Consider the following 15,802-nt stretch of genomic DNA (forward strand, 5'->3'; position numbering starts at 1 on the left):
TAAGCTGCTTTATGAGTGGCAGATCGTAATGAAGTTTATTACCAGTATAAGTCACTTAATCTCTCCGGAGCTTGCTGTCCAAGAACTAAAATCACAGCTGCCGAGCAGAGCTCCCTCTAGTCTCATCTGTTATTACACACAGGACTATTCTGCTGACGATCTTAAAGCGGCCTACACGCAACATTTCCCAAATATCCCTCTAATTGCATGCTCTACATGTCGCGGTGTGATAAGTGATAAAGGCACCCATTTTGGAACCGTTATTGGTCTTATGGCTATCTATGATGAAAGCCCGTCGGTGTTTGGAACGGCGATAGCAGAGGTGGGCAAAGAACAAAATGTGGCCCAACAAACCAAGAAGGCGTTAGATGATGCGTTAATTGAGCTTGATAGAGTGGGAGAGTTACCATCCTTTATTTTATGCCATCCGACCCCGGGGATTGAAGAACAGGTCGTTTCGGCGATTGATGACTACTTTCAATCCCCCGTTCCCATTGTTGGAGGCAGCGCTTCTGATAATCACATCAAAGGACAGTGGTCACTGTTTAGCGAAGAGTTGACGGCAGATAAAGGGGTCGTAATGATGTTATTTTATACAGAGACCAAGTGCACACATTCTTTTAGCGCAGGATATACTGAAACCGAGTTTGCTGGCACAGTAACCAAAGCTTGCGGTCGAAATTTAATTGAAATAGATGGCCAGCCAGCACAGGAAGTTTATAGAAAGTGGATTGCTGAACATGCGCAAGTGAACGTACCTATTCATTTTGAGTTTGACCTTGTAACCCAGTATTCACTCGGGCGCAAAGTTGGGGAAGTCTTTAATCAGAGCTACTTCAAACTCTCACACCCGATTCGTGTGAGTAGTAAGGAAGGAGCAATCTTGTTATTTACTGACATTGGCAAGGGTGACACTGTCACGCTAATGGATGGAAATCGTCAGGAAATGATCGTCAGGCCAGCGCGCGTAGTAAAAGACGTCTCGCTAGGAAAGCCTGATGAATTTAGCCCTTTAAGCGCGATCTTAGTGATATGTGCTGGTCCAATGTTGTACTTAAAGGATGACATTAATGAACTTCAACAACACTTAGTTAAAGCGATAGGACCGACACCATTCCTCTCACCGTTCACTTTTGGCGAGCAGGGGCGGTTTGTTGGCGGGGAGATCGCGCATGCAAACTTGATGGTGACATCGGCAGTGTTTCATCATTAGATTTGAAAAGAAAGGACGCAAAAGGATGTCAAATAGGGACCAAGAACAACTGAGAGAAGCGTTGTTTGAGTTAAACCGAAGTCGTGAAAGAGAGGCCATGCTCTTAAAAGAGAATGCCGCGATACTCGATGCGATTTCTTCGATAACGGGGTCGGCTAATAAAGAGCAGATTTTTCAGGAACTGCGTAAAGTTCTGTCTTTATACATCGACTTTGATGAATTCTTGGTGCTGAGTAAAAACAAAACCCAAAATAGTTACACTTGTTTACTCACCACTAATCCCAAGTTAAGTTCAATTCAGTGGCACGACGGCCCTAAATTCTCTCGCGTTCTCGATGGCGAAACTATCGTTCTGTTTGATGCGACTCGTATTGCTGAAATCAAAACACTCAATCTTTGTGTCGAACCGAAAATCCGCTCAGCACTATTGGTGGGTGTTTGCAGCGAGTTGTCCGACGCTGTCATTCTGTTACTGGGTAACAAAGTAGGGCAGTTTTCACTCAATACCAAAGAAACCCTGACCCGTTTCAGACCGTTATTGGAAAGGGCGGTCTTTGACATTGAACACAAAGAGCAGCTAACACGCCTTGTGCAGCAGCGTACGATTGAGTTGGAGCTTGCTAAGAAAAAAGCCATCGAAGCGAACGAGGCAAAATCAAAATTCTTGGCTATGATGAGCCATGAATTTAGAACGCCTCTGAACTCAGTTCTCGGTTACATCGATGTACTTTCTAATCAGTTAAATTGCGCCGAATCGCAGCAAATCCTATCCCAAATGACGACATCTGCAGAGATGTTGCTCGCCTTAATTGGCGACATTCTCGAAGTGACACAGATTGAACGTGGTAAATTTCCTCTCAACCGCCGTTGGATAAACCTTGAGAAAGCAATCAACAACAGTTTGGCTTATCATCAGTCTTTGGCGGAGAACAAAGGGCTAGATTTTAGTGCGCATGTTGATACCGACAACAGCCATGATGTGTTTATGGACTCCAGCCGTTTGTCGCAAATTATTTTCAATATTGTCGGCAACGCGGTGAAATTTACCGATTCAGGTAAGATAGATATGCGTAGTTGGTTAGAACGCGATGTAATGGTGATTAACGTCCGAGATACTGGTATCGGCATTGCACAATGTAATATAGAAAAACTCTTCACGCCGTTTGTCCAAGCAGATTCAAGTATCACACGTAAGTTTGGCGGTTCGGGATTGGGGCTTAGTATCACCAAACATATCGTTGAACAGATGGGCGGGGAAATTGAGTTAAGCTCGAAGGTCAACGAAGGTACTTCAGTTACAATCAGAATACCTCTGCAAACACGTCGAGCAGATAATCTCGTTACAACGAACCCTCATAAACATGTTATTGCCAATGGCAAGCACGTACTAGTGGTAGAAGACACCAAAACCAACCAAGTTGTCGCGAAACTCATCCTGGAGAACAACGGTTTTAAAGTGTCGACACTCGATAACGGTGCATTGGCCGTAGATTACATGAAAAAAACTGCTGAGAAGGTTGATGTTGTTCTTATGGATCTTTCAATGCCAGTCATGGATGGTATTACCGCAACGAAGAAGATTAGAGAGTTTAATCAACACACACCGATCGTGGCATTGACAGCCCATGCAGCATCAACAGACCGAAACCAATGTTTAACGTGTGGTATGGATGAGTTTGTGTGCAAACCAATCAGACAAAAAGAAATTTTGTCTGTCATTGATAACATCCTAGACGAAAACAAATCTAGCCAAGAGTGTTTAGAGCACTAATAATCAGTTAATGATCGTTAGATAATTAACTGATTATTAGGTATTTTATGGTAAATACAATTATGTTCAATTCAGTTCCGATGACAAAGGGCAAGGGGAAATGTATAGGTGTATGCTTTATCAATCGAACACTTAATTTAACATAATATACATAATACGCACTTAAAAATGGGTGAAATATAACGTAGTTCGGTTGTGTTTAACAACTTGATTGACCTATTAAAGATCATTAGCGACCAACTGCAGCCGGATAAACTTCTCAGTCTCTGTGTAACGAAATTTTTTACCTTGCACTAACCAGTGCTTTGATTGTTTGCAAAGTTGATGATCGCCTCGAGCGCTTACTCGTTTGATTCGTGCGTATTTGTGTGAGTGTTCCATTTCAATCATGACATCACAATACGTATTGTCTTCGAACGTATGCTTGCGCAGTGCTTTTTCAAGTTTGGTTTTGATCTTCCTCGCCGTGGCGTTATGCTCTGCATCATCGGCCCAAGCACCTTGAGTAAATACGAGTAATGTAATCATGATTGTGTTTAGTAACGCACGCATGTTGGGTTTCCTATCTTAAAACAACGCTTATAAAGTCTTTAAGATTCAATCTATCGCGTTTTTTAAACTGGCAGATAAGAAAAAACCTCGTGGTGTTAATCACTACGAGGTCTTCTGGAAATTTTGTGTTTACTTGTTATGGAGAACCGTGATGTTAGTCCATGAGTAACTTATTCAAGTCTTCTTTCAGTGAGCTGACGGTTTGTGTCGCTTTTTCACTGCGCGATGCTTCTGACAGCAAATATTCAATCGCATCAGACAATGTACAACCCAACTCATTTGCTCTAACCGACAGCTTTTCCCAAACGCGATAATCTAAGTCGATAGATTTTTTACGAGTGTGAAGCTGCTCTGCATTGTAGTGACGTTTTCTTTTGGCACGAATAGCTTGTTTGAGTTTAATGTCTAGCTCTTCAGACATGTGCTCTTCGATCCACTCCAACACTAATGTTGGAACAGACTCCATCTCTCGCAATTGTTCAACAGCCGCTTTTTGCTCACTCGTATCGATGTAACGCGTGATATTGTCGCCATCTTTCCATTTTTTAATGAGGTACTGCCATTTCCATCCGCATTCTAAGTTTTCTAACTGTTGGTATTTCATTTGTCATTCCCCAAAAAACAAGGGTGACAGCGTAACCCAAAATAGTCAGCATGTGAATATGAGTAAACAATAAAAGAGAGACTGATCAATAACTATTGTTGAGTTTTCTTTTAGTTACATTACGGTGAGCGGTATCAGGGCGAGTTTAGGAAACTTCGCGCATCTTCAAGCAGATACAGGTATAATCTTGCCCCAATAACATGAAGATGTGATTTCAATTCGAGAATTTATGAATCAAGAAACTTGGCAGTCCGTTTGCCCCCAGTACGATCAATACCAGTCGACTATTGACGCATTTGAAACACTAACGCCCTGCTCCTTTATGAGCCTTCAGCGCCGCTTCTCACAAGCATTGAAGACATTCGCAATGCCATCACAAGCACGTAAACAAGGCGGTGTTTCTCGAATTTTATTGGTTAATGCACCTGACAACCCTGTATATTTTAACGAGGTTGTACAACAAGTGTGTTTATCGACTCAAGATGACGTAGTTGCATCTTCATCCCTTGATTCTTTTGATATTTTTGGTAGTTACCGCGTCACAGAAAGTGGTGATATAGTTCACTCGAAAGGTGTTATCGAGCAGATTGAATCGGGGGTGTTGGTCTTAAGTGCTAACTTCTTGCTTGCAAATCCCCAGCAGTGGCTCACAGCGAAAGCGCTAGTTCTAGGAAAAGAGATCTCCCCGTTATGCTCTGACCGTCGATTTGGGAAAGAATCAGCGCCTAGACGCTCTCGCGACATGAAGCTGGTGATTGTTGGCGATAGAAATCAGTTCGCCGATCTTGAGTATTTAGATGATGAAATTCACTCGGGCCTTGCACTCTTTAGTGAACTTGAGCTTGAAATTAATCTTAGTGAAACATCGATAGCCCTTTACTTAGGCTTTCTGCGTTGGCTTCAAGAATCCTATCATCTGCCCAAGCTGGAAAGTGATGCAATTCACACATTAATGATATCTGGTGCGCGCGAGACCGAAGACCAACGTTATATGCCACTCGGCTTGTTATGGCATGTTTCATTGCTTGAAGAAGCGTCGTTACGTGGTAACGGCAGCGTGATTACAGCTGAAGATATCGAAGGTGTTATTCAAGATAGACTGTATCGAGAGTCTTACCTGCCTGATCGTGCCCTGTCTGATATCCGTGACGGACAAGTGATCATCGAAACTGAGGGTGAGCAAGTTGGACAGGTAAACGGCCTCACCGTAATTGATGTTCCGGGTCACCCTCGCGCTTATGGCGAACCGGCGCGTATCTCTTGTGTTATTCACTTTGGTGATGGTGATATCTCTGATGTTGAGCGTAAAGCTGATCTTGGTGGCAATCTTCACGCTAAAGGCATGATGATCATGCAAGCATTCGTGAGCAGTGCATTGCAGCTCGAAGAGCCGTTACCCTACTCTGCCTCGCTTGTTTTTGAGCAGTCTTACTGCGAAGTTGATGGTGATAGCGCCTCTCTTGCAGAGCTGTGTTGCTTTGTGAGTGCCTTGTCAGATTGCCCTATTAACCAGCAAATTGCTGTCACGGGCGCCGTTGATCAGTTTGGTCGTGTGCAAGCGGTTGGTGGACTCAATGAGAAAATTGAAGGCTTTTATCACGTCTGTCAGCATCAAGGCTTTACTGGTCATCAAGGTGTCATCTTACCTAAGTCTAATCTTAAACATCTCGCGTTAAACCGCGACGTGGTAGAAAGTATTCGTAAAGGTGAGTTCCATATTTGGTCTGTCTCAAGCGTTGACGAAGCCGTACCTATCTTGATGAACATCCCTTTTCGTCAAGACGAAAAGGCACAAGAACAAGCCGCTGGATCAGAACTTGACGAGTCAAACTCTGAACAAGAAACCGTATTGGGTAAGATTGCCGAACGTATCGAGGCGTTTGATAGACACTCTCACCCACTGTCACTATTTGAGCGCCTAAGAAGTTGGTTTTAAACTAATAACCTGCTTGATAAGACAGTTTCGCACCTTTTCTACTGGTCGGTGTTGTTTAGCGTACACGTGTTCTCTAAGATGCCTTAATCAACATTTGGAGTAGTAAGCAAAATGCAAAACAAGAAAGAATCTTATAACCGCGAAGACCTATTATTATCAAGCCAAGGCGAACTGTTTGGCCCAGGTTATCCTCAACTTCCAGCGCCAAACATGTTGATGATGGATCGCGTCACTAAGATGTCTGAAACTGAAGGTGATTACGGTAAAGGTCTTATTCTTGCTGAACTTGATATCACCCCTGACCTATGGTTCTTCGATTGTCACTTTCCGGGTGACCCAGTAATGCCTGGTTGTTTGGGCCTGGATGCTATGTGGCAGTTGGTTGGTTTCTTCCTTGGCTGGGTTGGCGGCAAAGGTAAAGGTCGTGCATTAGGTGTTGGTGAAGTGAAATTTACCGGGCAAATCCTTCCTACGGCGAAAAAAGTGACGTATGAAATTCACATGAAGCGTGTTGTTAACCGTAAGCTTGTGATGGGTCTAGCAGATGGCCGCGTTCTTGTAGATGGTAAAGAAATTTACGTAGCGAAAGATCTGAAAGTCGGTCTTTTCCAAGATACATCAGCGTTCTAAAGTCGTAACTTTGTCTTATTGCAGTTAGGCTCAAACATTGCATTAGCTAACGACACGATAGATATATGTATCGCCAAAAGCACCAAGGCCCCTTTCGGGGCCTTGATTCTCTCAATTCTATAAATTAAACACGTATTCTATCTGTATAGGCCTGCGTTTTTATCGTCCCTTGCGTCTCGCCAACCACCTAACCAATACGATTTCGCTTCCATTTGCTGATATGGACATTCCTCGGAAGAGCGTCCATTCAATCCAGCTTTGTATCCTTGCGAATGTGCTCTTTCGTTGCGATCTCGCTTTTGTCTCTTCATTATGTCGTCCTCTTTAACGTACAGTTTGTTCACGTTGAGATGACAACCAAAGTAATGCGGGTCTCCCACTGTACTTGGCATCAGCAATAAATAAAGACTGAGTCACAGCAGCCTTTTTATACCTACCAAGTGAAAGAACCTCCCTTTGGTATCGGCATCAACTTTCATGAAGTTTTTGTGACTACCCTTTAACAATCGTACAAAATCCGCCGAGATACAAGATATAAAAAAAGCACGCTGTCATTTATGTGAGAGCGTGCTCTAATTGAAAAAAAAGATTATTTTCTACGGAACCCGAGGAATCCAAGTGCCGCAAGGAACAGCCAACCGAATCCTGCGCCTTGGCGTTCAACTGGTGGATCGTTCACGCCACGAGGGTTGATGGTTGGTGTACCATCTTCCGTTTCCAGTGACGCTGGATTTGGGACTAGCTTTACCGCCACTACTTGTTCGTCTACTTGTCTATTTCCACAGTACGAGTTGTGGGTCGTATCATCGTAGCCGTCGGGACAGTAAATAGCTGTTGCAGAGATAACGCCAGCGTCGTTGATATCTGTAGCCGAGATTATTCTATAGTTATTGTTCTCACTATTTGGATCGCCGCTATTGGTTAAATCATCTAACAGCCATGCTGAGTTTCTATAAAGACTGGCACGAGAGCTTGTTTCCGCAGGTACTGTATAAATAAAACCTCGACGGCGACGTGGTTGTCCGTCATTCTCTCGAGCTTGAGTTGCATCTATTGAACCAACCAACTCATTAAAATTATTTATAGAGCCAAGTTCTGCACCAACGCCATCAAAGAAAATGCTCTGTCCATAATTTTGAAGGAATGTTGCAGACAACCCATCAGAAGTTATGTCTTCCACCACAAATGGCTTATTTGCCGCCGCACCATTTTGGGGCCGACTGCCGTATAGTTTAGCTTCACCGATGGCAATGCCGTTATCATTTACAGAAACAAGTTGTGTATTACTATGGACAACATCACCATCTGAATTTTTAGCTCTGGCACCACTGACAAGTTTTGTCCCTACGAAGTCACCGTCATCGTTGTATTCAAACACCGTTGCTTCGTAATAGTTATTATTACTATCTTGTGTGTTATAGCCAACACCATAAAGCTTTCCGTCTATTTCGACTAAATCAAAAATGTTCCCCTGAGCCAAACGCTCTCCATCTTTAGATTTACCACTTCCCCAACTTGCAACTTCGAATACTTCGAAAGTTTTTCCACCATCGATGCTACGCCAAAGAGTCCCTTGACTATTGAAGAAATTACCATTGGTATTGCTACTAGCTTCAAAAGCACTACTGCCACTAATGTAAACAGTACCTTCCTCGCTTATATATTTTGACCAAGCCCTAGTTTCTGTGGCCAATTCATCTTCATTTTCAGGCGCTGGTAGGGTTGGAACAGATTGTATATCTCTTCGTGGTGTAGATACACTATTCGCAGCAGAGTTACTTTGAATCCCAATCGGAATCCCCATCTGATCTAATGAATTAATTGCGTTATTATGACCTGTATTGACATATTCTGAGCTATCTCCTTCTATAAACGCGAGGTTTATAAGGCTACTTTCACCGTTAACGTCATCCCGCCAAGCGTTCCAGTACTCACTAGCCCAGCTTTCACAGGTTGAGTATAAGCGTTCACGGTAACAATAACTTTTGAAGCTATCGTAGTCTTCGATATAACCAAATGAAGCATCCATCGCGAAAGGAACTTCCTCTCGAATACTCCAGCCTTCAACCGAATTCTTAATCTCACCCGCAGCAGCATAATCATTACAAAGGATTGAAAAATCTTCAGATACAAAGCATCCAAGATTCCCCATGTTATTTATATCAGTACTTGAAGATGCTTGAATTGCCACGCCAAAAACATCAGCACTATCATAACTGTTTTGTAAATCATTAGGCACTTCAACAGGAACAACGTTATACATAGGCTGTATCACTGTTTCCGCCTTAGCGGCAAATGCTGAAAGTAGCGCTGTCGTCACTACACTCAACTTAAATTTTGTACTACTCATTAATTAACTTTCCTGTTGCATTGCTTCGAGCTCATCCCAGCGCTCAAACGCAATTTCCAGCTCTTCTTCAAGTTTAGCTAGTTTGTCTAAAATCGGTTGAGTTACTTCAACACCTTTGCTGAAAAACTCCGGATTGTTCACTTGCTCTTGCATCTCGCCGATGTCACTTTCTAGTTGCTCAAGCTTTTGCGGTAAGGCTTCTAACTCTCGTTGCAGTTTATAAGATAACTTCTTGGACTTACCTTGTTTTACTGTCGTTTTGGGAGTTGAGTCAACCACCTTTTCAACTTTCGCTGGCTTTTCATACGCAGCGCGGCTTGCTTTTACTTGTTCGCGTTGCTGCTGCGCATCGTGATACCCACCAACAAACTCTTCGATAACGCCATTACCTTCAAAAATCCAACTTGAAGTGACGGTATTATCAACGAACTGACGGTCGTGACTAACCAAAAGCAAAGTACCCTGATAATTGGCAAGCAAATCTTCTAAAAGTTCCAAAGTTTCGATATCTAAGTCGTTAGTTGGTTCATCTAGAATCAATAAGTTGTTTGAACGAAGGAAAATACGCGCAAGAAGCAAGCGGTTCTTCTCACCCCCTGATAACGCTTTTACGGGCGTACGTGCACGTTTTGGTGAGAATAGGAAATCTTGTAAGTAACTTAAGGCATGACGCTGACGGCCACCGACCATGACTTCTTGCTTACCATCCGCTAGATTGTCGATAACGGTTTTTTCAGGATCGAGAATCTCACGATATTGGTCGAAATACGCGACTTCTAACTTGGTTCCGCAATGCAGGTTGCCTTCTGTCGGTTCTAAGTTACCCAGTAGCAATTTAAGTAGCGTACTTTTACCGCATCCATTAGGACCAATCAGTGCAATACGGTCGCCGCGCATGATGTTAAACGTGAAGTTATTAACAATTGTTTTGCCATCAAAGTCAAAGCCAAGGTTATTGGCTTCAAAGACAATTTTGCCCGAGCGAGCCGCATCATCAATTCGGATATTCGCCTTACCCTGCACTTCTCGACGGTCTTTGCGCTCTTCACGCAGCGCTTTTAGTGCACGCACACGGCCTTCGTTACGAGTTCGTCGAGCTTTGATGCCTTGGCGAATCCATACCTCTTCTTGAGCCAGTTTCTTGTCGAATTCAGCGTTTTGCATCTCTTCAACGCGCAACATCTCATCTTTTTCTACCAGGTAATTTTCATAGTCACCTGGGAATGAGCTCAGTGCGCCGCGGTCGAGATCGACAATACGAGTCGACATAGATTTGATAAATGTACGGTCGTGAGAGATAAAAATGATCGAACCGCGGAAGTCTTTTAAGAAGCCTTCTAGCCACTCAATGGTTGTTACATCAAGGTGGTTGGTTGGCTCGTCAAGCAGCAAAACGTCTGGATCGCGAACCAAAGCGCGCGCTAATGCTGCTTTGCGTTGCCATCCGCCTGACAAATCTGACAGTTTTGTATGGCCATCTAACTTCAGCGCAGCCAACACGTTCTTAATACGGTCTTCAAAACGCCACGCACCCGAGTGTTCTAGCTGCTCTTGTGTGTTGGCTAATCGCTTAATATTAGTTTCAGTTGGCTCAACCGCAACAAGATCGAGAAGATCTTGATAGATCTTGAGTTGTTCGCCGACCTCAGCCAAGCCCTTGGCTACGTAGTCGTAAACCGTGCCTTGTTCGTTACGTGGTGGGTCTTGCTCTAAGCGAGAAACAACCACATCTTGGGTAATATTCAGCTTACCATCATCAAGCAGTACTTCACCTGAAAGTACCTTCATTAAGGTTGATTTACCTGCACCGTTGCGTCCCACAAGACACACGCGCTCGTTTTCTTGTAGAGCAAAATCAACATGATCAAGTAAGGGGTGATCGCCAAAGCCTAACAGGCCATTATGAATCGTAAGTAATGCCATTTGCTGTTAACCATTGTGCTAAACCGGCAGCGTCAAACGGCCAATTTAGTTCATTATCATTGAAATTGAGTACAGGAATCGTGACGCCGTAACGCAAAAAGAGCGTGTCATCAAACGCAATATCGATTATGTCGACAGAACCGTCGAGCCCTGCATCTTTGAGAAGTGAGAAGGCTTGCTCACACAAGTGGCAGCCTTCTGTACTGAATAGTTTAAGTTTCATCCCTGAAGCGCCCTACTTACTTGTGCGTAATGATCCAACAGTTGTGGATGTGTTTATTACGACCAAAATCAAGTGGCAGTGTTTGGTGCGAAATGTTTTGGGCTTTTAATCCAAGCTCACTGATTGCATCCATGTCCATCTTGAAGTGACGTTTGTTGTTAGAGAACACAATCGTGCCCTGCTCAGTCAATAAACGCTTCAAGTTAGTCATTAACTGTATGTGGTCACGTTGAACATCAAATGTCTGTTCCATGCGTTTTGAGTTCGAGAACGTTGGTGGATCGATAAAGATAAGATCATATTGACCATTCTCATTGTTTAACCACTGCAAGCAATCGGCTTGAATGTATTGGTGCTGACGACCGACTTGTCCATTGAGTGCCATGTTGTCTTTCGCCCACTGAAGGTAGGTTTTCGACATATCAACTGTTGTGGTCGACTTCGCGCCACCCATAGCCGCATGAACGGTTGCAGAACCGGTGTAAGCAAATAAGTTCAAAAAGGTTTTGCCTTGTGCAAGTTCACCTAGTTTACGTCGGGTAATCTTATGATCGAGGAACAGTCCGGTATCAAGATAGTCATGTAGGTTAACGATCAGCTTTACGCCGTATTCGTTGACGTGCATCGTGTCTGATTGTTGAGAGAGCTTTTCGTACTGTGAGCGACCTTTTTGTTTTTCACGAGTTTTCAAGATGACTTTGTTCGCGTCTGTGCCCGTGACTTCAATTGCCGCACGAATAATATCCGTCAGGCGACGTTTCGCCTTTTCTGGCGGAATGTTTTTCGGCGCTGCATATTCTTGAATCACCAGGTGATCTAGGTAAATATCAATCGCGACATTGTATTCAGGCAGGTCGGCATCATAAATACGGTAACAATCTAACTGTTCTTTCTTAGCCCATTTACCAATCTTGCCGATATTCTTTTTCAGTCGGTTTGCAAAATCGGGCGCGATTGAAGAAGCATTATTGTTGCTTTCACCGCCTTTTGTGTCACCTTCGATTGCTGCACGTGCGGTAATCGAGTAGTTTTTTTGGTGACACGGTAACGCACCATTGTTCAGCTTGAACTGTTTATCAGCACGCATGCGCAAACAGCTGAGCAAATCATCAGAGCTTGAGAAGATAGACGCATGGCAACCACCAAACTCAGCTTTCAGTTGCGCACCAAATGCAGTGTAAAGCGCAATCAGACCCGGATGTGTGCCAAGTCGTTCACCATACGGCGGGTTACAAATCACAGTACCTTCTTCAAAGTTAGCTGGACGCTTCACTAGCGCCGCATCGCCCTTTTCAAAAGTGATGAGAGACTCAACACCTGCACGTCGTGCATTATCGCGCGCCGTTTTCAATACGCGAGTGTCGTTATCAAAGCCGTAAAAACGCGCAGTCACCTTTTTGATGCCGCGACGAGCTTGAACTGACGCTTCAGATTTGATCTCTGCCCACATTTCAGCATCGAAGTCTTCAAGCGCTTCAAAGCTCCAGTATTTACGCATCACACCAGGCGCCATGTTAGCTGCCAGCATAGCCGCTTCAATCAGCAACGTACCTGAACCACACATAGGATCGAGAAGGGGATTATCAAACTCCCAACCACTGCGCTGTACAATCGCACTTGCAAGCGTCTCTCGCAGAGGAGCACGGCCTGATTCGGTACGGTAGCCGCGCTGATGCAAGCCGCTACCCACCATATCAATACCTAAAATAGCGTTGTCACGGTGAAGACGCACGTGAATGCGGAGATCAGGTTGATCTTTGCTGATCGATGGCCTGGTTAAGTTCTTCTTCTCGAAAGAATCCACAATCGCATCTTTGACCTTCATTGCACCGTATTGACTGTTGCGGATCTCACGGTTTGTACCGTTGAAATCAACAACGATAGTTTTCGAGCCGTGAAAGTGATTCGCCCAGTTGATCGCATTCACCGATAGGTATAAATCCATGTCGTCTTGACAGCGGAACTCAGAAAGCACGCGCACAAAACGAGAAGCTAGCCTGCTCCACAAACAGCAGCGATACACCTGTTCTAGTGTCGCTTTAAATTTCACACCAGCTTGAACCGGTTTTGGGTTTTCAATGCCCAGTTTTGCTAGTTCATCAGCCAATAGGTTTTCGAGACCGTTTGATGTCACTGCGAGGTATTGATGCATAAGAGATTCTTTCAAGGAAAATTTCCCAGATTATAACTGACATTGGTCTGGATTGATAAATTTACTCTCGGATTTGCCGTTTAGTTGCCTATCAAACAGTCAAATTTCATTCACGCGGCGAAATTACGCCCACTCCTGCTGTCCATTCAGGTTCATTTCTTCTCATTCGAGCGATTTCGCGCCTTAACACGAACTTTGCTGGCCTTAATAATACCATGTGCATAGAAGTCTCCTTGTCTCACAAGGGTTAATAGAGAAGCGAGTGCATACATATTCATTGCATAATTGGACTATACCAGGTGAAAATGTATGCTGTAATTTTTGTACAAAATACCCTTAAATGCGGAATTAATGGGTTTGTATGAAAAATTAGTGCGCTAAATTCATTCGCGAGTGGCTAATTTATTTTCTTAAATTTCTCTTTGGGTCACATTTGAGTGAGCACAAAACAAACGAGCCAAAGCGATTTTAACGAAACTATGGGTGTGATATACGACTTGCAATGTGTCTAAAGCGGCGCTTTTCCGTTCGAACAGTCGGTATTAACGCGCAATAATTAATCATTTGTGGTGTTTGAAGGGGAAACGGAGAGAAGTAATAGACAAAAAAATGCCGGCTAGTCTGCCGGCGGAAATCATCAAGGAGGAACGAATTTGATACTTAACCTACTAAAGCAATGGGAGCATCCATTATAGCGTGGTAGGTTTCTCCTATGCGGTCATGCATCACTTTGATAGGTTCACCAAAGGCTAAGGTCTTCCCTTCCCTCAAAGTAAAGCCTTCCAGGGCTACAGGTGCGATTAAGCAGACATTTTCGCCTACTTCTAGGATAATAAATAGGCCTTCACCTTGGTCATTGCTCAATGTCACAAGGTTGCCTTCATGCAGACGACACGGTGTTCCCCTTCCTTCATGGAAAAACCAGCTCTTTGGTTGAACAGGTTTATGGAAACGTTTAGCGGCAACACAGTATAGCGCCAGTTCAGCTTGTCGAGGTTCAGTGAGGTCTAGGTGTGAAAGTGATTCTTTAAAAGTTTGATAATCGCTTGCATCATCGACACAAAAAACATTGGTGCCAACAGCACAATCAACGAGAAGTTTGCGTGGAAGGTTGGTCTTGAACAGCATGTTGTCACCTAGATCAAGCATTAGGTGATTTTCTGTATCATCAAAATACCATGTCCAATTGTCTCTAGGTTTAAGCATGTGTCCTACTCTCTAATCTGTCCTAATTATCAAGTCACATGATGCTGCGTTAAATTTTCCATGTGCGCTGTAACGTAGTTTATGAATGGATTGCAATAAAAAAAGAGGAAATGATTTCTCATTTCCTCTTCTTCGACTCGGTAAAAATCAACTATTTAACTAGTGACGCCGTCACACTAATTGATCACTTTATCCATTTATAGATTTTTCACAATATCGCGCACTAGGCCCGGTCCGTGATAAATGAAACCAGAATAAACTTGTACCAATTCAGCACCGGCTGCCATTTTTTCTTTTGCAGCAACAACTGAATCTATGCCGCCGACACCGATGATAGGCAGCTGGCCTTTAAGTTCTGCATGAAGCTTACGAACAACCTCAGTACTGCGAGATTGAACTGGACGGCCACTTAAGCCCCCTGCTTCATTTGCGTGTTTCATTCCATCGACCAATGAACGATCTAATGTTGTGTTGGTTGCGATCACGCCATCAATTTTATACTTTATCAAAGACTCACAAATTTGTTCAATCTCTTCATCGCTCAAATCTGGTGCAATCTTCAGTGCTAATGGTACGTACTTGCCATACTGCTCAGCCAACTCAGCTTGTTTCTCTTTCAACGCTGACAGAAGATCATCAAGTGCTTCGCCATATTGCAGAGTACGTAGCCCGGGCGTGTTTGGTGAGGAGATATTTGCAGCGATATAGCCCGCGTGTTCGTAAACCTTTTCCATACACACAAGGTAGTCTTCTGTACCCTTCTCAATAGGCGTATCTTTGTTTTTACCTATGTTGATACCAAGAACACAGTTGTAGTTTGCTTTCTTTACGTTCTCAACTAGATAATCAACCCCTTTGTTGTTGAAACCCATTCGGTTGATAATGCCTTCCGCCTCTATAAGACGAAATAGTCGAGGTTTATCGTTGCCTGGTTGTGGACGTGGTGTCACAGTTCCGACTTCAACGAAACCAAAACCCATGGCATCAAATGCTTCAATACACTCGCCATTTTTATCAAGACCCGCAGCGAGACCTACAGGGTTTGGAAATGTGATTCCCATGCACTCTACTGGACGATGCGGAAGTTTTTGACGATAGAAAAGATCAAGTGGTGTGCCTGTAAAACGCTTAAAGTTGTCGATCGCGAGATCATGCGCCTTTTCAGGATCAAGTTGGAAAATGCCAGTTCTGGCAAGACGGTAAAGCATTGTGCCTCCGAATAAAAAGCCCCGTGGTAAACGG

The 15,802-nt window shown here is 43.7% G+C and carries 13 protein-coding genes; 4 read left to right on the forward strand and 9 right to left on the reverse strand.

What is annotated here, in order from left to right; genetic code table 11:
• Positions 1-28: 28 nt before the first annotated feature.
• Complete coding sequence (locus tag QWZ05_RS19730) at positions 29-1,213, forward strand: FIST signal transduction protein (RefSeq protein WP_290300208.1); 1,185 nt, start codon at positions 29-31, stop codon at positions 1,211-1,213.
• A gap of 25 nt (positions 1,214-1,238) precedes the next feature.
• Complete coding sequence (locus QWZ05_RS19735) at positions 1,239-2,984, forward strand: ATP-binding protein (protein ID WP_290300210.1); 1,746 nt, start codon at positions 1,239-1,241, stop codon at positions 2,982-2,984.
• A gap of 219 nt (positions 2,985-3,203) precedes the next feature.
• On the opposite strand, the gene QWZ05_RS19740 is transcribed toward QWZ05_RS19735, so the two are convergent.
• On the reverse strand, positions 3,204-3,536 hold the full coding sequence (locus QWZ05_RS19740) for a hypothetical protein (protein ID WP_290300212.1): 333 nt from the start codon (positions 3,534-3,536) through the stop codon (positions 3,204-3,206).
• Between the two features lie 154 nt (positions 3,537-3,690).
• A complete protein-coding gene (gene matP, locus QWZ05_RS19745) occupies positions 3,691-4,140 on the reverse strand; it encodes a macrodomain Ter protein MatP (RefSeq protein ID WP_264877473.1) in 450 nt (149 codons plus the stop codon).
• A gap of 229 nt (positions 4,141-4,369) precedes the next feature.
• Between matP and QWZ05_RS19750 the strand changes: the two genes are divergently transcribed.
• Positions 4,370-6,076: a Lon protease family protein gene (locus QWZ05_RS19750; protein WP_290300214.1), complete on the forward strand. Its 1,707-nt coding sequence runs from the start codon at positions 4,370-4,372 to the stop codon at positions 6,074-6,076.
• A gap of 111 nt (positions 6,077-6,187) precedes the next feature.
• A complete protein-coding gene (gene fabA / locus QWZ05_RS19755) occupies positions 6,188-6,706 on the forward strand; it encodes a bifunctional 3-hydroxydecanoyl-ACP dehydratase/trans-2-decenoyl-ACP isomerase (RefSeq protein WP_264877475.1) in 519 nt (172 codons plus the stop codon).
• Between the two features lie 137 nt (positions 6,707-6,843).
• Here the strand turns inward: fabA and rmf are convergent, their stop codons facing one another.
• The 7 genes from rmf to pyrD form a co-directional block, all read right to left on the reverse strand.
• Positions 6,844-7,017 (reverse strand): ribosome modulation factor, encoded by a 174-nt coding sequence (gene rmf / locus QWZ05_RS19760; RefSeq protein ID WP_264877476.1) that lies wholly within the window; start codon positions 7,015-7,017, stop codon positions 6,844-6,846.
• A 278-nt stretch (positions 7,018-7,295) separates the two neighbouring features.
• The gene (locus tag QWZ05_RS19765; protein WP_290300216.1) at positions 7,296-9,056 is read right to left on the reverse strand and encodes a DUF3466 family protein; all 1,761 of its coding nucleotides are present in this window, start codon (positions 9,054-9,056) and stop codon (positions 7,296-7,298) included.
• A gap of 3 nt (positions 9,057-9,059) precedes the next feature.
• Entirely contained in the window at positions 9,060-10,979 is a 1,920-nt protein-coding gene (locus tag QWZ05_RS19770; protein ID WP_290300218.1) for an ABC transporter ATP-binding protein, read from the reverse strand.
• A complete protein-coding gene (locus QWZ05_RS19775) occupies positions 10,957-11,202 on the reverse strand; it encodes a glutaredoxin family protein (RefSeq protein WP_264877479.1) in 246 nt (81 codons plus the stop codon). Before QWZ05_RS19775 ends, QWZ05_RS19770 begins: the two co-directional genes overlap by 23 nt.
• A 16-nt stretch (positions 11,203-11,218) precedes the next feature.
• Positions 11,219-13,354, reverse strand: coding sequence for a bifunctional 23S rRNA (guanine(2069)-N(7))-methyltransferase RlmK/23S rRNA (guanine(2445)-N(2))-methyltransferase RlmL (gene rlmKL, locus QWZ05_RS19780; RefSeq protein ID WP_264877480.1), 2,136 nt, complete (start codon positions 13,352-13,354; stop codon positions 11,219-11,221).
• A 660-nt stretch (positions 13,355-14,014) separates the two neighbouring features.
• Positions 14,015-14,560: a cell division protein ZapC gene (locus QWZ05_RS19785; protein WP_290300221.1), complete on the reverse strand. Its 546-nt coding sequence runs from the start codon at positions 14,558-14,560 to the stop codon at positions 14,015-14,017.
• Positions 14,561-14,757: 197 nt separating this feature from the next.
• Positions 14,758-15,768: a quinone-dependent dihydroorotate dehydrogenase gene (gene pyrD, locus QWZ05_RS19790; protein ID WP_290300223.1), complete on the reverse strand. Its 1,011-nt coding sequence runs from the start codon at positions 15,766-15,768 to the stop codon at positions 14,758-14,760.
• Between the last annotated feature and the right edge of the window lie 34 nt (positions 15,769-15,802).

This window comes from Vibrio agarivorans (assembly GCF_030409635.1).
GTDB lineage: Bacteria > Pseudomonadota > Gammaproteobacteria > Enterobacterales > Vibrionaceae > Vibrio > Vibrio agarivorans.